We start from the raw sequence: 17,570 nt of genomic DNA, 5'->3' as shown, positions 1-17,570 counted from the left end.
ATTTTTCCTCCCTTTGGGGTTACAGGCGTTAACAAAAAAAAGCGTTTGCAACAGTGGGGTTATTTATGCCTCATCTACGTTGACAATCTTTTGATCTTTTTATGCAACGATAGGGTTAATGCGCCTCAGGGTTATTTTTTGCAACGATCACACAGGTGGACTGCCGACCGTCAACCTTCAACAATAGTGGTGTATCAAGCCTTACGTGAGCGACATGGGGGGTTTCGCTCAACCGGGGCTGGGACAACAGCCATTCCCAGTCCAGCCGGCCGCCATGGACTGCGGCAATGGTGATGTAGTTAATCCCCAGGGTCGTGATGTTGTGAAAAAAGTGTGAGCCCTGGGATGGCTCGGCAACCATTTTTTCCGACTGCGTTTCAACCATTGCCCCTACCCCTGAAATATCGGCCCACAAGACGGGAATCCCCAGCCATCGGTCCGCCGATCCCCATCGGCCCGGGCCGATCAGCAGGTATTTCCGATTTTCTCGGACTAACGTGGCATTGAGTCTGGCAAGTTCCCTGGCGATGGCCACTGTCTTGGCCGAGTCGAACGTGTCCGGCTTGACAAAGAGGATATCCGCCATATCGCGTTTTACGGCATTTCCCAATGCTTTTTGGGAAAAACAAAACGCATCTTCGATCTCTTGGTTTGAAATATAGACCTGCTGCATTTCATCCCGCGCCGTCATGGGCCTGAGCTGAAGAAAAGCGAACTGCGACGGCTGCGCCTTACTTTCGCCCAAGTTGACCGAGAACTCCATTTCCACAGGGCATCCCATGCCCTTTTCCCCCAACTGCAAAAGATCCTTCAGGATGTCGGCCAGGGGGAACTCCTTGTATTTCAGCACGTGGGCAAAGGTCAGTACCCGTTGGCCGGGGATATGAATGGTGTCGCGAATGCGGTGTTCTTCGGCGATATATGTGCTGGACAGCAGCCTGACCGGCAGTTCATCTTCTGCTTCACTCAACTCGCGATGCCACAGATGGGCACCATCGTTGGCTTCCAGATAGTGACAGGACCGCTGCAATTTCAGGGCATAAAAGTGGCGCTGGGCATTCTTCAAGATATCATCCACCGTGGACCGCTGGGGAAGTATTTGTGGATGCGCAGGTGAAAAGCGAAGTGTTTTTTCACCCTCGACCACGGTTTTACCTAACCCCAAGGCGATGGTCACAATACCTTCTTCGGGCTTCATGCGGGCAAAGGGATAGTAATTGTAAGACTGCGCCACCCCTGAAATGGCCGGATAAAAACTGCTGCCGTATGGGAACCCCACCATTTTTTGGATGATCACAGCCATTTGCTCTTCTTCCGTACGATGGCCGACCCGTTTGGAAAAGGCCTTGGGCCCTTTGTAGTAGGTGGACGCGTAAACCAGTTTAATGGCATGAATGAGGTGCTTCAGCCGCAGTTCCAGATCCGGGCAGTCATTGGAAATCATATAGGTCCGATAAAGACCGGCATAGGCCCTGAATTGGGCATCTTCCAACAGACTGGAAGATCGAATGGCAAGTGGGTAGTTGACTTGCTTCAGGTAACCACGCAGATTTTCCTCGATCCAACCGGGAAAGCGCCCCGCCACAAAAAGCTCGGCAATTTTCTCATCGGGCAGGTCTGTTTTGGAAAGATAACGCAGCTGATTATCTTCCACAAAAGACTCGAAACCATCGGTGGTAATGACCAGAGTCTGGGGCACCGCGATATCCACACCGCTGTGTTTGGCGCCAAGCTCGGAATTTTGTCGAAGCAGGGAGGAAATAAAGGCCAGCCCCCGCGCTTTGCCCCCCAACGATCCTTTACCGATTTTAAAAAATTCCGTATCAAAATCCGCATCCGCCGCATCGAAATCAGCGACAATTCCTTTCTGTCGTTTTTTCCGGCTCTCGGCGATCATGTCGATCAGATGACGGCGATGCGTCTCGACATCAGAAAAATCATCGTTTTGAATGGGGCGCAACGCCGCAGCCAGAACCGTTTCAGTGCGCGCAAACAACCAGCGCGAAAAATCATTGCGATTGCAATGATACTTGAATGAATCCTCCGGTAGGGTTCGTAAATGATCTTCAAGGGCCTTTAAATTGGAGGCCCGGCCGATCTGGGTGCCGTCAGGCAGGCGAAAGATAAAATCACCGAAGCCCAAATGATCTTTGACAAACCGACGCACATCCTGGTGCAAGGTGTCTGAATTCTTGTCCACAAAAACGGCCGGGACAGCAGCTGCCCGGCCGGCATAATCCGGCTCCGAACTGGTCAGCAGCAAGGGGATATCAAACCGTTTCGCCCTTACATGCTTGAGAAAATCCACGCCTGCGGATTCATCCAAAGCGCCGTGTCTGGGGAAACGAACATCTGAAATCACGGCCAGCACATGGGACTCGAACCGTTCATATAAAGAAAGCGCTTCCTCATAATTGCCGGCCACCAGAATTTTTGGACGCGCCCGCATGGTCACCAGCCGGTGTTCCTCATTGAGGGTTCCTTCCATCACCGCCTGGGTTTGGATCACCAGTTCGCGGTATAAAATGGGCAGCAGGGAGGCAAGATAATAGGGTGAATCCTCCACAAACAGAATCACGCGAACATCAGCCGATTGCGTGTCAGCGTCAGCATTCATCCGGTCTTCGGCACTTTTGATCAGGGCCACCAGGATCTCCGTATTACCGGACCAGATAAAGGTACGGTCGATTCCCGGTGCCTGGTTGGCCTCGACCATTTCCGGTGATGGGATCGCATCGTGGGAAAGCAAAATAACAGGAATATGGGGCGCCTTTTCTTTGATCCGATAGCCGAACGCGGCAGCGCCCATGTCCGACAGGCGCGGCATGGTGATCACCATGTCAAAGGGGTGGTGCTCAAGGGCCGCAAGCGCTTCCTCGGCAGAGGAAACCCAGTTAAGCCGTGGGGGTTGGCTGAGATTGAGTCCCCGGTACTCATTGACGATACGCTCGGACAGCCGGCAATCCTCCTCCATGATCCAGGCGTCATAGGGCGTGGACACCAACAAAATATTGCGAACCTTCTTCGCCATCAGCTCATGAAAAAGCTTAAACCGGGAATCGGACTCGTTGACAAAAGGTTTTGTGGTTAGCGTCATGGGACCCTCCCCTTCCCCTGACAATGCGCGTTTCACATGTTGATCTTTTACATCCTTCACAGTTATTATCATAACCAAAAACGGCTAAAAAAGAAACGGTCGGCATTGATAAGACAATCATTTAAGAGGAAGCGAAATGCCCGATCAAAAAAAACGTCTCCCGTTTTATGTTGGCATCACGACCCTGGTGGTGATCATTGTTGTGGCGCTGAGTGGTCTGTTTTTATGGATCAGTCATCGTGAAAGCAAAGTCGCCGCAGTCCAGATGGCCGACCGACTTTTTACCGAAATCAATGCCAAAACCCTTAAGCGTTATGAACACGCCCTGGAATCGGTAGCTATTCTCGCCGGCTCAGCGGCGCGAATGCCCGGCATGCAGAATCCCCCCAGCCAAAACGGCCTATCCCACCCGGCCATGCCGGTAATGCTCAAGGCATTATCCTTTCATGATTTTTTATTTTCCACCTATTGCGGCTATGCGGATGGCAGTTTCATCCAGCTTGTTGCCGTCAGGGATAAACCGGAATTTCGCCAATTGTTCGGCGCACCCCAGGCAACCTATTACGTTCTGCGAACCATCACCGTCGATGCATCCGGCATCCGCCAGCAGCGCTGGTGTTTCCTGGATCAAAATCGACAGGTGATAGGCGAGATGAACAACCTGGATCCGGGTTACGATCCCCGCAAACGTCCCTGGTATAACCGGGCTCAGAAGGAAACCGGCGCCTTTTTCACCAAACCCTATGTATTCAGTTCCACCCGGCTTCCCGGCATCACCTGTGCGGAACAATTGCTCCATGGCGGCGGCGTATTTGGTGCCGACGTCACGCTGGACCGGTTTACCCGGTCCCTTGAAAGGCAGAAAATATCCGATCAGGGCATCCTTTTTCTTTTTGATCGCGACGGCCGCATCATTGCCAACCCCGAGGAAAACCCGATCAAAGCCGGCAATGGACTGAATTTTCTCAACGCACAAGAATCCGCTGATGCGCGGGTCCGCACGGTTGTGGCCCAATACCGCCAGCAGGCAGACCGGTTGATGGACCGCACACTGGAAATAACCATCAACGACATGGCCTACTTGGTTCGCTGCACCCCCATCAAGGCCGCACTAAAATTTGACCAGATCATCGCTTCCATTGCTCCGGTTTCTGATTTTACGGGTCACATCCAGCGTATGCGACAACGCATTTTTCTATTCTCCGGTTTGGTCTTACTGGTCATGCTACCCTTATCCTTTCTGATATCGCGCAAAATTTCTTCATCCCTCATGCGATTGGAACGTGAGTCCATCAAAATTCAGCTGTCTGATTTCAGTGAATCTCAACCCTTTGATTCGAGCATCAAGGAAATTCACTCCCTGATCAAGGCCTTCTTTCTCATGAAAGCCAAAATTCGTCATCTACTGGAGCAGCAGCGTAAGCTGTTTGATGACTTTACCAAGCTGATTGCCGGTGCCATCGATGCCAAATCGCCATATACCGGCGGTCACTGCGCCAGGGTGCCGGTGGTTGCCGAGATGCTGGCCGATGCGGCATGTAAGCGTGATGACGGACCCTTTGCCGATTTTACCATGGACACGGCAGACGAGCGCTGGGAATTCGAGGTCGCGGCGTGGCTGCATGACTGCGGAAAAGTCACCACCCCCGAGTATGTGGTGGACAAGGCCACCAAACTGGAGACCATCTATAACCGCATCCACGAAATCCGCATGCGTTTCGAAGTCCTTTTAAGAGATGCGCAAATTGAGTTTTATCGCAGCCAACTGGGCGGTGAGACCGACACCGAACAACTGGAAGCAAGGTTGCAGGAAACCCAGCAACAGATCGCCGATGATTTTGCCTTTGTTGCCGAGTGCAATATCGGGGGTGAATTCATGGCTGATGAAAAAATCGAGCGCCTGAACCGCATCGCGGCGCGCACCTGGCTGCGTTACCTGGATGATCGTATCGGCATTTCCCAGGATGAAGCGTCCCTTAAAAACAGGCAGCCCTCTCCCCGGTTGCCAGTGGTCGAGCACGTCCTTGCCGACAAGCCCGAGCACATGATCCCCCGCAGTGATCCACCCCCTTTTGAAGACCATGCCCATGACTTCACCATGCCGGTTCCTCAGCTCCAGTATAACCTGGGAGAGATATATAATCTCAGTATACGAAAAGGAACCCTGTCACCGGAAGACCGGTTTAAAATCAACGCGCACATCATTCAAACCATTATCATGCTGGGCAGGCTTGAATTTCCAGAGTATCTTAAAAATGTACCCGAATTCGCCGGTGCCCACCATGAAACCATGATCGGCACCGGCTATCCAAGGGGCTTAAAAAAAGAAGAGATGTCGATCCCCGCCCGCATTATGGCCATCGCCGACATCTTCGAGGCCCTGACCGCAGCTGATCGTCCCTATAAATCCCCCAAGTGTTTAAGCGAGGCATTGCGCATCATGAGTCTGATGCGAGACGAAAAGCATATTGATGCCGATCTTTTCGACTTGTTTTTAAGCAGCGGCGTTTTTCAAACTTACGCCGTGAAGTATCTAACCTCCGACCAGATTGATGAGGTGGATGTGAGCCTGTACCTGTCAACGGCTCACAATCAATAGCTAATTGCTAAAGGCTAAAAGCGAGATGCACAGGTCGAAAAAATCGAGGCTTACGCGATCCCGACCTAAACCTAAACCATAACCCCGTTCATACGAGAGGTGCCCATGAGAAGCCAAAAACAATTATATCGAAAGTTAATATGCCTTAGCCTGGTGGCCATGACGCTTTCCTTTTGGGCCTGTTCCAAGCAGACGGTACAGAAAAGCGGTCAAGGCGCGGCCGTCGGTGGTGCGGTCAGTGCCGTCGGCGGTCTGGTCACAGCACTGGTATTTGGCGGGAATGTCGGCGAAGCCGTTGCTCGCAGTGCGGTTTACGGGGCCAGTGCCGGCGCCGCTGCAGGAGCCATATCCGGTGCCATGGACGAGCACAATCAAAAAAAAGCAGCAGCCAACACCCTTTCTGAGGATATGCAAAAATTGAAAAAAAGGGTGGGAGAAGATGCGTTCAGCGGTCTTGAAGCCCTGGTGAGTTGCAAACATGAAGTGGCCCAGGCATACGGGCACACCGCCGCCCAATCGGATAACAAGGACCATGCCTTGGCCGGTTTGTGGCTACAGGTCATCGCCTACGCTGATAATCAGGAAAAGGAAAAGGCACGGGCCATTTTCCCTGATCTGGTCACCCAGGACGAAAAAATCGCGTCACACGCCCAAGCTGAAACCAAGATGCGGGAAGCATTGCAAAAACTCATGGACATCCGCGAAACCCATGGCCTGCCGCGGATTTGTGGATAGCGGGCGCTGTTTTTATTCCTGGATGCTGGTTGATGGAACCTTTGGTTTGGGGTGTTGAAGTTCAATTTTGTAATATTGGCGTTTCATCGACAATATTTTAAAAGAAGGTTGACTGTGCTGAATCGTAAGCGATAAAGAACAGCATCACAAACGCTTGGGAACCATAAACGAAAAGCAAACCATTCATCGTCATCCAGGTTCCTTAGCCAAGCATAAACAGCAGGGAAAGCGGTGAAAATCCGCTGCGGACCCGCCACTGTAAGTGGGGATAAACACCGCATTCCGCCCACTGCCGATCGGTGGGAAGAGGCGTCCGGTGGGACGATCCACAAGCCAGGAGACCTGCTCGGATGACATGATTGAACGCGCCTTCGCGGATCAAGGCGGATTCATTGCTGTGGCAGCTGAGCCGGCACGTCCGCCTTGTATCGCCAAAGGGCGGTTTTTTTATTAGATAGGTACCATGCGAAATCAATTGACCCACCACCGGCTAAGGGTGAACGGCCCTTCAACCCGCCCCCCAAAGGCGGCCGGTCACAAAAGAAAAACATGCCTGGCGCTGCTATTGGTGATCCTGTGGGGGGGCCTTATTCTGGTCTTGCCGGCCTGCAGCACCGCCAAAACCGTCACCGATCAATTAGGGCGCAAGGTTCAGCTTTCCGATCATCCCATGCGGATTGTCTCCCTGGCCCCCAGCATCACCGAAATCCTCTTTGCCCTGAAGCTTTCCGATCGTCTGGTCGGTGCAACACAATTCAGCGACTATCCGGCCGCAGCCCGGTCGCTGCCCAAAGTGGGTTCCTATGTTCATCTGAATGTCGAAAAAATCGTGGCCTTGAACCCCGATCTTTGCATCGCCGTCAAGGACGGCAATCCGATCACGGCCATCAGTAAACTGGAAGGCATGGGAATTCCCGTCTACGCCGTGGACCCGCGCAATTTAAAAGCGGTAATGGGAACCATGGAGGAACTGGGTCGGCTGCTGGATGTCTCCGACCGGTCAACGGCCATTGTCAGCCATATGCGCACCCGAATCGATTATATCGGGCAATGCATTGCCGGAGCCTCTCATCGGCCAACGGTGTTTTTTCAGATTGGTGTTTCTCCGATCGTTTCCGTAGGCACCTCGACTTTTCTTCACGAGTTGATCACCATGGCCGGCGGCATCAACCTGGCCCAGGGCAAGACCCCCTACCCGCGGTTCTCCAAGGAAGAAGTCATCGTTCTGCGACCGGAAGTCATAATCATCACCTCCATGGCGCGGCAAGCCGTATTTGAAGAGGTCAAGCAGGATTGGCAGCAGTGGGACGCCATGCCGGCAGTAAAAAACGACCGCATCTATCTTGTAGACTCCGATGTACTGGACCGTCCAAGCCCGCGCCTGGTGGATGGGCTGGAAATGCTGGCCCGCCTGATTCATCCGGATCGTTTCAGAAAGCCCCAATCATGATCAAGATCCCGGCCTCTGTCCCAGCCAAGATCATCCTGGTAAGTCTGGTACTATTCCTTTTACTGGCCGTTGCCATGCTGTTTGGACTGGCCATGGGCCCATCGGGCAGCGGTATTGATACTGTCTGGAAAACTTTTTTCCAGCGTGACGCCGTGGATGCCACGCAATGCGCCATCATCTTGCGTATCCGATTGCCCCGCGTACTGCTTGCCGCATTAGTCGGCGCGGCCCTGTCACTGGGCGGTTTGGTGTTTCAGGCGCTACTCAAAAATCCCCTGGCCGAACCATACATCCTGGGTATTTCCGGTGGATCGGCCATCGGCGCCATTATCGGTATTTTATTAGGGCTGTCCCGCATTCAAGGCGTGGGGTTCACCGCATTTATCGGTAGTCTGACCACTTTATTGCTGATCATCATCGTCAGCTCAGGCCGCACCCTGATGGTCAAAGACGCGCTTTTACTGTCGGGCGTCATGGTCAATGCCTTTTGTAGCGCGGTGATCATGTTTTTACTTTCCATCTCCCAGGATGCGCGCCTGCACAACATTATCTTCTGGTTGATGGGTGATCTTTCCGCATCCCAGCTTCATCATGTGGGATTTCTCGCAGCCATTCTACTTCCCTGCTTTTTTTTGGTATTCATCCATTCCAATCGAATGAATCTTTTGCTTCTGGGCAGTGATATGGCGGCCTCCATGGGGGTGCGGGTGCGTCAGGTAACCCTGGTACTGCTGGTTACGACCTCACTGATGGTGAGCATGTCGGTCAGTCAATGCGGTTTGATCGGTTTTGTAGGGCTGGTCATTCCCCACCTGCTGCGCCTTGCCATTGGTCCGGATCACCGCATCCTGGTGCCGGCCTGCATCTTCGGGGGCGGGGCCTACATGGTGGGGTGCGACCTGTTGGCCCGGGTCCTGCCGGCCCAGGGCGAAATGCCCGGCGGCGTCATCACGGCCATGATCGGGGCGCCGCTGTTCATAGCGCTATTAAGGCAATCCAGAACATGACGATCAATGTTGAGAAAATAACCTGTGCGTATTCCGGCAAATCCGTTTTCGAGGAGTTGACCTTCACTGTGCAGCCATCTGAGATGTTCATCATCATCGGTCCCAACGGATCAGGGAAAACCACGCTGGTCAAGGTCCTGGCCGGGCTGTTGCCGATCTCCAGCGGTGAAATCGGTCTTTTTGGCCGCCCATTTAGGCAGTACAAAAGGAAAGCACTGGCGCAGTTGATCGCCTATGTTTCCCAGTCCATTGCCGATGACAGTCCGTTTACCGTAAGTGAAATAGTGCTCATGGGCCGTTCACCCTATTTAGGCATTCTGGGCGTGGAAGGTGAAGCGGATCTGGCGCTTGCCAGGCAGGCCATTGAATACGCCGGTCTAACCCACCTGGCGGATCGTCCCGTGAGCCGGCTTAGCGGTGGCGAGCGCCAGCGCGCCCAGATCGCCAGAGCCATTTGCCAGCACCCCAAACTGATTCTGTTGGATGAACCCACCGCCGCCCTGGACATGGCCCATCAGGTTCGCATGATGGAAATTCTGGCTGATTTGCGAGCCGAACGTGAGACAACGGTGGTCATGGTATCCCACGACATCAATCTGGCCGCCATGTATGCCGATCGTTTGCTCCTGCTGGTCGATGGCCGCATTGCTGCCTGCGGGCCGCCTGAGGCGGTCATCAATACACAAGTGCTTTCCAAGGCATACGGCTGCCCGCTGCGGGTCGATACCAGTCCTGTCGGTCCCTGGCCGCGGGTGAGTCTGATTCCCGATCGCCAACCGTCAACTGAAACTGGATGATCTTGGTGAGTTGATGAGCTGATGAGCCACCGATCACCGACAACCGATAACGGATCACCCCTGTCACCCCCGCTATGCCTCAACCGCCAACGCACGCCCCCCATGAGCAGTATAGCGCTTCGGAGAACTTCCATCCACTTCCCGGAATACCCGCGTAAAATAGGAAGCATCGTTGAATCCAACGGCATATCCGGCCTCGGTGACGTTGTGACCACCACATTAGGGTGCAGGTAAAAAAATAATTACACCAGATTGCTCCGGATTTGCGCCTCGTCTACAAGGCGCATCCGCCGGTGCATATTTGTTGGAATCTGTGCCGGCGGATGGAACGCCGTAGACGGGTGCAAGGACAAGCAGGATGGGGTAATTATTTTTTACCTGTGCCGTCAAGTTTGGTTAGTGGTTGCCGACGCAATGAGGTCATCCAAAATAGCATCTTCAGCACGGCTATGCCCCTCATGCCAATTCAGATCAGTATCCCAGTATCCCTGGCACCTTCCCACCAAACCGGTAGAAAAATTGTAGTTTATTTCGGCAATTCGAGGCATTTTTTCCGCATCGTAGATGTAATCAACAGCCATACTTTGAACTTGCATCTTTTTAGCGGTTTCGAAGGAGAGCTTGACAAGATCCAAATCCACACGGTCAACATTAACATCAACACGCCCGCTACCTGAGGCCCTGAAATCATTGTCGCGGTTATCGCGCACACAACCAAATGCTCTATTGCCGATGACGATAATACGCGTGTCAAACGTGTTACCGGGAAGAAAATCTTGAAAATACACATACCCTCTCTCGCGTTGAGAAAGATTCTCCCACAACTGTGATGGGTGTTTGATGGACCGTAGAATACGTTTGGTAAAATCCTTACAGTAAGCAGAAGCATTCACTCGCCTGCTGTCGGCAGAATGATCGCGACGATGGATTACTTCTCCGAAATGATAATCAGGATAGCAAAAGCTTTCATCCATCTTTCTACGATAAAACCCCTCCCTGAAGGAAACCTTGCAAACCCTCGCTGCTTCTTTTTTATCAGCGATCAGCCTCACATTTCTCGATCGGCGGCCACATCGAAGTTTCAATATCTTGGGGAAAGTAGCCGTTTCTATCCATTCAAGAGCGGACTCGAGATCATAGAAAACATAGGTCTGAATAGATGGTGCACCTACGGCATCCAATAGATATCTCTGATAAATTTTATCATTGTAAAACCGGGAAGTATTATGATCAGGCCAGACTTTTAATCCCATGCTTTGAGCTGCAGCCAATACTTGAGGTCCGACCATCATTGAGAGAGGTTCCCAGTTGTGGTAGTGCCAAAGAAATAAATCATAATCGCGCAGAGTGGAAATAATATCGGTATGATATCCACTAACACAGGTAAAATTCATTTCCCTTAAACGGCAAATTTCGATCCAGCGATCCGAGAAGGTAACTGGAGATTCGTGAATGGCGATACGGACGGTCATGTTAAGTGATTCTCCCAAAGTGCCTCAAGTCAATTGAATAAGTTATGGATACAATTTGTGTTTTAAATGGTAATGGGTTTCGATCAATCCCCTTTCCCTGTGTGTGATAGGGTTGGGGTGAGGGTAAAAAAAATGGAAATTGTAAGCGTTCAGCCTATATCAAAAATCATGGTAGAATTCCATAAAAATTTGGGATTATGTTAGAATCCAGGTGCGTGATATGGTAAAAGCTTACGCCTCTTTTTACTCACCATAAATAGTAAGCATCCAGTCGAAAAATTCTTCAGTCAAGCTTATGAGATAGGAAAAGAAAAAGCAGGGCCATCACTGACCCTGCTTAAATCTCATTACACGGTTTTTAGGTCTGCCAAGCTTGAATGATTGGCGTCACCGTAGTTTATTGAAAAATTTGCATCTCCTGAGTGACAGGGTTGGCAGCGGAATCATAAATATATCCATCCTTTGCAACCCCGGTAATCTCTATCGCAAATTCCGCACCTGGCCTTGCCCTGGTTAAATCGGCTTTCAGGACAGCGACGCCATCACCTCGGGTTATTTCTGTTACCGTATTCATCGGATCTCCGTTATAGGTCCAATGACCCGTTACCATCGCTTCTTTTACGATATTTCCGGCATCATCCAAAATCGTCACTGAGGCGTTTGCTTCAACGTTCGGACCCTTTTGCTTCAATTGGATCCTAATCATTGAAACATGCAACGTCGGCTCCATGGTTTGGACATTGACCTGGCAACGATCCTTGGCTTGCAGGCCGCCGCCGTCGGTAACCGTCAGTTCAAATACCAGCGGCCCACCGTCCTCGGCGCCGGCAGGCACCGTAAACACCGGACTCACGGCAGTGGCATCGGAAAGTTCAACCGGAACGCCATTGGTCTGGTACCACCGGTAGGACGTGATCGTCGTGTCATCGGCATCGTATGAATTTGAGCCATCAAGGAAGACGTCGTCCCCTGCTGTCGCGCTCTGATCAGAACCCGCGTCAGCCACGGGTGGGGTATTCACCCAAGTCACGTTGATCAGGCAGGTGGCGGTGTCCTGCAATCCGCCGTTATCGGTAACCGTCACCTCAAAGGCCAAGGATCCACCGGCAGATTCGACATCGGGTGCAATGAAGAAGGGAGCGGCTGAATCAGTACTCGACAATGCGACCACCGGACCACTCACCTGTTTCCAAGCATATGATGCAATACCGTCATCCGCATCTGTTGAATTGGATGCATCCAGCAGCACCTGATCCCCCTCCTGTACCGTCTGATCAACACCGGCATCGGCATTGGGCGGTAAATTCACCCAGGTGACATTGACAATACAGCTGTCCGTGGAAATCGCCCCACTATAATCGGTTACGGTCAATTCGAAAACCAAGGCAGCCCCTGAAGAATCCACATTGGGTGTGGTGAATGTCGTTTCCGGCTCATTGGAAGAGGTCAAGGCAACCGGATCACCCTGGATCTGCACCCATTGGAATGCAGCGATGCCGTCATCCGGATCAATGGAGTTCAAACCGCTCAGCACGACGGTCTTGCCTTCCTCGACCGTTTGATCGGGCCCTGCATCTGCCGTAGGCGCCAGGTTTTCCTCGCTGTAGGCGGCATTGATCGTATGGTCTGAAGTCACACTGGAGAAGGTGTAGGCGTCCACCGCCCCAATCGACACACCGTCGACCCAGACATCTGACACCACATAACCACTGTCCGGCGTAATGGTAAATGTCTGGCTGCCGCCAATCAGCACATTCACACTCCCGACCGGTGAAATGGTTCCATTTGTGCCGGCAGACGAGGCGATCGTAACGGTATCGACAATAAACGTGGCGTGGATACTGTGGTTTTCGCTCACCTGATCAAAGGTATAGCTGGAAACCGGGCCAACCGAGGCACCGTCCACCAGTACATCCGCCACTTGGTAGCCTGCGCTTGCCGTTATTGTGTATCCCTGACTGCTGCCATCATTGACACTGACACTGCCGGTGGGAGAAATGCTGCCACCCGTGTCGGCCGACGCCGAAATGGTATAAGTGATGTAATCAAAATGAGCACTAATGGTGTGGTTTTGGGAAACCTGAGTAAATGTATACGTGCTGACGGCGCCAACGGACACACCATCGACGAAAACGTCAACAATGGTGCTGCCGGCATTTGGTGTAATGGTAAAGGATTGGTCGGCACCTTCAACCACCGTCACCGTTCCGGCAGGGGAAATTGCCCCATCACCGTTAATCGATGCCAAGATGGTATAGTTGGCCGCTAAAGGTGTCGAAAACGAAACCTCTCCGGAATCAGCACTTTCATCTGCCCCCACGTATGCGCGGGCAACAAAATAATAGGTGGTATCGTAGGCAAGGTTATAAACTGTGCACGACGTACTGGCACCTTCCCAAACAGGCTGCGTATAGTCATACGCCTGGCCTTCAGTACGCTGATAGATACGATATCCATCCGGCTGGCCATCAGGGCCTGGGCGTGAGGATGACGGGGCCGGGTAAAAAACGCCCTTCCTATCGCGTGGCGGCGGCGATGAAAAACGGCGGGGGCGCCTGGTTTGTCCGTTTTGCCGGGTACGGGCATACCTGCAGACGGGATGTATCATAGGGCTGGATATTTTTAAACCGGGCATTTTGCAACAGTTTGACAGCCGCGTCTAAACGCAGCCCTTCATAAAATGGCAGGCGTTTATAAATACCGGCATAGGCGCGGAAAAAACGCAGGGAGACCCTGCTCCCATTTACCCCCAGATCTTTGATCAACTTATAGGCCAGGCGGTGAGTCCGCATCCAGGTGGTATTTTTCCACAGGCCATCGCATACCATCAGGTGCCCCCCGGGCTTGAGCACGCGCCGCCATTCGCTAAGGGCCCGGTCCGGATGGGGCAGGGTCCACAGACAATTGCGCGATACCACTACATCAAACTGGTGATCGTCAAAGGCCAGGGCCTCTGCGTCTCCGGTCTGAAAGTCAATGGCGCACTGCTGCTCGGCGGCATACTGCCGGGCACGGATGACCATGGCCGGGGAAATATCGATGCCGGTCACTGAAAAACCGGCCCGGGCCAGATAAACCGCAAATTGCCCGGTGCCGGTACCGATGTCCAGGGCGCACCTGCCGGAAGCGGCACCGGCCCACTGGGTCACGATCGATTCCCATTGCGAGGCGATCGCGGCAGACTTGTCCGCATCGTGGCCGAAACTTGTACTACGCCAATCCCAATACTTTTGAATGACCTTTTTGGTTTTTTCCATGAGGACCCTTTTTAAAATTTAGCGATAGCATGATATGCTTCATGGCATCTAATAAATCGGTTACCTAATGAAGACCATTGTTTCTACAAAATAAAAAACCACGGAGCTATCTTTCCAATGGAAAGATGAACCTCCGTGGTTCGCGTTCGTTTTCGGGAATGCCTGGCAATTTTGTCAAGCAGTCCCATTCAGGCGTAAATTGTATTAAGATTAATCAGATGAAGTCAGGATGGCTTCAGCCATCCGCATTAGCCAAAATATCTATTGAATTATCCGTTGGTTGTCAAGAGATTAATCCACATCTATTCTTCGTCTGCGCCTTGATCCGGTTCGCCGCAATGGCGCAGGATCAGCTGCCGTGCCTCGTCGCGCAAGGCCAGGGCCGCATCCCAGCCGGGTGCCCGGCCCCGCAGTTGCGGGCTGATAAACAAATGCACCGCTCCCCGGCGCGGAAACCAGGATTCGGCACGCAATTTGGACCTCGTCCCCCGGATAGTCAACGGTACCACCGCCATGTCGTTTTGCGTAGCGATCAGAAAAGCCCCCATATGAAAGGGAAGCAGTCCGGGCATCCGCCGGAAGGTGCCTTCAACGAAAAACAGCAGGGATTGGCCGCCGGCGGCAAGCGCACCCAGCCGTCGAGCATCCTCCACGGCCTGTTTGCTATCGAACCGCTCGACAAAAACAACATCCAGACGGGTCAGCAGATGGCGCAGCAAGACGTTTCCAGCCAGCTCGGCCTTGGCGACAAAAGCAACCCGCATCGGCAGCGCTGCCATGAGCACCAAACTGTCCAGGTAACTCTGGTGGTTGGCCACCAGAATCAGCGGCGCGTCCACCGCCAACTGTTCCCGTCCGTGAACCACGATGGGCGTGCCGGTAAGACGGGCCAGCAGCCGGACGGCGGTCCGGGCCATCCACCAGCGGGCCCCGATCCAGGGCAACAGGAAAATCGGGGCCACCGCCACCGCGGTCAGGATGCCGGAAATCAACCAGCAATACCCCGCGTAAGCCATCGACGCTGCTTGGCGCATCCCTTGACCGGTCCACCGCATCAATCCGCTTGCCGTCAGCCGGACGAACTGCCACCACACCGCCCGGGGTGGCCGCCCGATCTTGCCCTGCTCATATTGCTCCCGGCTCGCAGACCGGCGGATCTTGCCGCTTGAGGTCTTGAGGACTGTGCCGGGTCGCGCCAGGATCACATCGTCTGCAGGCACGCCGATGATATCGACGCTAAGATTGATGATCCGCTTGCGCAGGCCGGCCAGTACCGCAGGATCTCGGCTGCGGCTTTCCGCCAGCACCACCAGTTTTTCGGTAGCAGAATCCGCGTCAGCCGCGCCAAAGACGGCCACGCGGCCTTTACGGATGCCGTCGATCCCGCCGATGGCAACTTCTAGTTCATAGGGGCAGATATTGCGGCCCCTTTTAATAATGATGTCTTTGACCCTGCTGGTAAGATACAGGTCCTGTCCGGCCAGGTAGGCGAGGTCACCGGTGTCAAGCCACCGGCCGTGAAACAGGGCTGCGGTTTCCCTAGAATTACGGTAATAGCCACTGGTTGCCGCAGGTCCGCAAAACTGCAAGCGTCCCTCGTGGCGGTCGGGCAGCTCACGGTCACCGGCGTCGACGATCCGCACCTGATGCCCGGCCAGCGGCCGCCCGCAGGCAACCAGATGAAGCGGATTGGAATCATCGTCGGCAGCGGGAACGGCCACGCCAGTTTTCATCAGTGACTGGCGGCTCACACGATCGATCAGCGGTTTGCGGCCCATTGGCGGAAAGGCCAGACCGACAGTAGATTCGGCAAGGCCATAAACGGGCGCCATGGTTTCAGGCCGAAACCCGTATGGGGCAAATCGGCGGGTAAAGCGGTCGATCGTCTCCGGGCTCACCGGTTCAGCACCATTGAAGGCGATGCGCCAGGAGCTCAGATCCAAACCGTCGAGGAGCCGATCGTCGATCCTGTTCAGGCACAGTTCGTAGCCGAAATTGGGTGCCGCCGACAGGGTGCCGCGGTGGCGGTGGATCGTCCACAGCCAGCGATCCGGATGCGCCAGGAACGAGAGCGGCGACATGATAACCAACGGGCACCCATGATAGAGGCTACCCAGCCAGGCCCCGATCAGCCCCATGTCGTGGTACAGGGGCAGCCAACTGACAAAGGCATCCTCGGGACCGGCACCTATGGCCCGCCCCATGGCCCGGATGTTGGACAATACATTGGCATGGCTGAGAATAACCCCCTTGGGGATGCCGGTACTTCCCGAGGTGTACTGGAGGAAAGCGGTGTTATCGGGCAAGACCAATGGCAAGCTGCCGGTGTTGCCGTTTCCTTTGAGATCGTCGATGGTGATGATCCGGCCCAGGGAGGGCACCTGGGCCTTGAGAAACCTGGCCATGGGTCTGGCCTCGGCCACGGTGATCAGCATCCGGGCCCGACAATTGTCGAGGATGTGCCGGTGGCGGCGAAGATGGTCCTCGAACTGGGATGGCCGTGCGGGTGGATAGAGGGGAACGGGGACGGCGCCGGCCAGGAGAATGCCAAAGAAACCGAAAAAATAGTCGATGCCGGTGGGTAGCATTAGCGCGATGGGGGTGCCGGGGGGCAGGTCCAGTGCCCGCAAACCGGCGGCCACGTCGGTGGCCCGATCGAGGAGTTGGCGGTGGCTGAGCGCAAGGGGGCCGTCGTCACCGGCGATCAACAGGATATGATCCTGGTCCGGCGCCCTGGCCGCCTGCCACTGCAACACCTCCACCAGGGTCCGGGCCTCATCGGCAATCCCCGAAAGGTGGTGATCCCGCTGGGGAAGAACCCGGCGCTGGTCCTCGGCGACCTGGACGCGAGCCCCCTGCCCCAAGGCGCGGGCCAAGTCTCTCAGGGTTTCAGCCGTGGTAATGATTTCTTCGCCCAGAGAAACGCCCCGGGCCTTTTCCAGCCGCGATAGCAGCTCCATTCTGGCCAGGCTGTCAAAGCCTAAATCGCGATCCAAGGAGCTATCCAGTTCGACACGCAGGTTCCTGCGGCGGGGATCAATCTCTTCGGCCAGTTGGGCGGCCAAACGGCAAACGGTCTCAGCTTCGGATTCCGTTTCGATCCCTGGGTTGGTTTGCCCGGTATTGTTAGGTGGTAACGATGACATTTTCATTGTT

10 protein-coding genes, 1 pseudogene and 1 riboswitch are annotated in these 17,570 nt (G+C 53.9%); of the genes and pseudogenes, 5 read left to right on the top strand and 6 right to left on the bottom strand.

Translation table 11 applies throughout. From position 1 onward, the window contains the following. Window positions 1-115: 115 nt before the first annotated feature. Window positions 116-3,097, bottom strand: coding sequence for a DUF5752 family protein (locus tag Dvar_RS16545; RefSeq protein WP_419662791.1), 2,982 nt, complete (start codon window positions 3,095-3,097; stop codon window positions 116-118). Between the two features lie 136 nt (window positions 3,098-3,233). On the opposite strand from Dvar_RS16545, the gene Dvar_RS16540 reads away from it, so the two are divergent. The 5 genes from Dvar_RS16540 (at window position 3,234) to Dvar_RS16520 (ending at window position 9,685) form a co-directional block, all read left to right on the top strand. Continuing rightward, entirely contained in the window at window positions 3,234-5,696 is a 2,463-nt protein-coding gene (locus tag Dvar_RS16540) for an HD domain-containing phosphohydrolase (RefSeq protein WP_419662790.1), read from the top strand. 105 nt (window positions 5,697-5,801) lie between these two features. Further along, window positions 5,802-6,431 (top strand): hypothetical protein, encoded by a 630-nt coding sequence (locus tag Dvar_RS16535; protein WP_419662789.1) that lies wholly within the window; start codon window positions 5,802-5,804, stop codon window positions 6,429-6,431. 178 nt (window positions 6,432-6,609) lie between these two features. Further along, window positions 6,610-6,796: riboswitch (cobalamin riboswitch) on the top strand. A gap of 98 nt (window positions 6,797-6,894) precedes the next feature. Beyond that, window positions 6,895-7,881, top strand: a complete 987-nt coding sequence (locus tag Dvar_RS16530) for an ABC transporter substrate-binding protein (protein WP_419662788.1) — start codon at window positions 6,895-6,897, stop codon at window positions 7,879-7,881. Continuing rightward, a complete protein-coding gene (locus Dvar_RS16525; protein ID WP_419662787.1) occupies window positions 7,878-8,888 on the top strand; it encodes a FecCD family ABC transporter permease in 1,011 nt (336 codons plus the stop codon). Before Dvar_RS16530 ends, Dvar_RS16525 begins: the two co-directional genes overlap by 4 nt. Continuing rightward, complete coding sequence (locus Dvar_RS16520; RefSeq protein ID WP_419662786.1) at window positions 8,885-9,685, top strand: ABC transporter ATP-binding protein; 801 nt, start codon at window positions 8,885-8,887, stop codon at window positions 9,683-9,685. Before Dvar_RS16525 ends, Dvar_RS16520 begins: the two co-directional genes overlap by 4 nt. A 72-nt stretch (window positions 9,686-9,757) precedes the next feature. Here the strand turns inward: Dvar_RS16520 and Dvar_RS16515 are convergent. The 5 genes and pseudogenes from Dvar_RS16515 to Dvar_RS16495 all read right to left on the bottom strand — a co-directional run. Then, window positions 9,758-9,880, bottom strand: a pseudogene (locus Dvar_RS16515) (hypothetical protein); the annotation flags it as partial. Between the two features lie 191 nt (window positions 9,881-10,071). Then, window positions 10,072-11,157, bottom strand: a complete 1,086-nt coding sequence (locus Dvar_RS16510) for an ATP-grasp domain-containing protein (RefSeq protein ID WP_419662785.1) — start codon at window positions 11,155-11,157, stop codon at window positions 10,072-10,074. Window positions 11,158-11,554: 397 nt separating this feature from the next. Next, complete coding sequence (locus Dvar_RS16505; RefSeq protein ID WP_419662784.1) at window positions 11,555-13,765, bottom strand: PKD domain-containing protein; 2,211 nt, start codon at window positions 13,763-13,765, stop codon at window positions 11,555-11,557. Further along, the gene (locus Dvar_RS16500; protein ID WP_419662783.1) at window positions 13,674-14,414 is read right to left on the bottom strand and encodes a class I SAM-dependent methyltransferase; all 741 of its coding nucleotides are present in this window, start codon (window positions 14,412-14,414) and stop codon (window positions 13,674-13,676) included. Before Dvar_RS16500 ends, Dvar_RS16505 begins: the two co-directional genes overlap by 92 nt. Window positions 14,415-14,716: 302 nt before the next feature. After that, the gene (locus Dvar_RS16495) at window positions 14,717-17,560 is read right to left on the bottom strand and encodes an AMP-binding protein (RefSeq protein ID WP_419662782.1); all 2,844 of its coding nucleotides are present in this window, start codon (window positions 17,558-17,560) and stop codon (window positions 14,717-14,719) included. Window positions 17,561-17,570: the final 10 nt, after the last annotated feature.

It is taken from the genome of Desulfosarcina variabilis str. Montpellier (genome assembly GCF_048565275.1).
Taxonomy (GTDB): domain Bacteria; phylum Desulfobacterota; class Desulfobacteria; order Desulfobacterales; family Desulfosarcinaceae; genus Desulfosarcina; species Desulfosarcina variabilis.
This window is presented reverse-complemented; position numbering and strand designations above follow the sequence as displayed.

What these genes read in the sequence shown, in the direction of transcription:
- Dvar_RS16545 (WP_419662791.1), bottom strand. Translation starts at nt 3,097, where the DNA reads ATGACGCTAACCACAAAACCTTTTGTCAACGAGTCCGATTCCCGGTTT.
- Dvar_RS16540 (WP_419662790.1), top strand. Translation starts at nt 3,234, where the DNA reads ATGCCCGATCAAAAAAAACGTCTCCCGTTTTATGTTGGCATCACGACC.
- Dvar_RS16535 (WP_419662789.1), top strand. Translation starts at nt 5,802, where the DNA reads ATGAGAAGCCAAAAACAATTATATCGAAAGTTAATATGCCTTAGCCTG.
- Dvar_RS16530 (WP_419662788.1), top strand. Translation starts at nt 6,895, where the DNA reads ATGCGAAATCAATTGACCCACCACCGGCTAAGGGTGAACGGCCCTTCA.
- Dvar_RS16525 (WP_419662787.1), top strand. Translation starts at nt 7,878, where the DNA reads ATGATCAAGATCCCGGCCTCTGTCCCAGCCAAGATCATCCTGGTAAGT.
- Dvar_RS16520 (WP_419662786.1), top strand. Translation starts at nt 8,885, where the DNA reads ATGACGATCAATGTTGAGAAAATAACCTGTGCGTATTCCGGCAAATCC.
- Dvar_RS16510 (WP_419662785.1), bottom strand. Translation starts at nt 11,157, where the DNA reads ATGACCGTCCGTATCGCCATTCACGAATCTCCAGTTACCTTCTCGGAT.
- Dvar_RS16505 (WP_419662784.1), bottom strand. Translation starts at nt 13,765, where the DNA reads ATGATACATCCCGTCTGCAGGTATGCCCGTACCCGGCAAAACGGACAA.
- Dvar_RS16500 (WP_419662783.1), bottom strand. Translation starts at nt 14,414, where the DNA reads ATGGAAAAAACCAAAAAGGTCATTCAAAAGTATTGGGATTGGCGTAGT.
- Dvar_RS16495 (WP_419662782.1), bottom strand. Translation starts at nt 17,560, where the DNA reads ATGTCATCGTTACCACCTAACAATACCGGGCAAACCAACCCAGGGATC.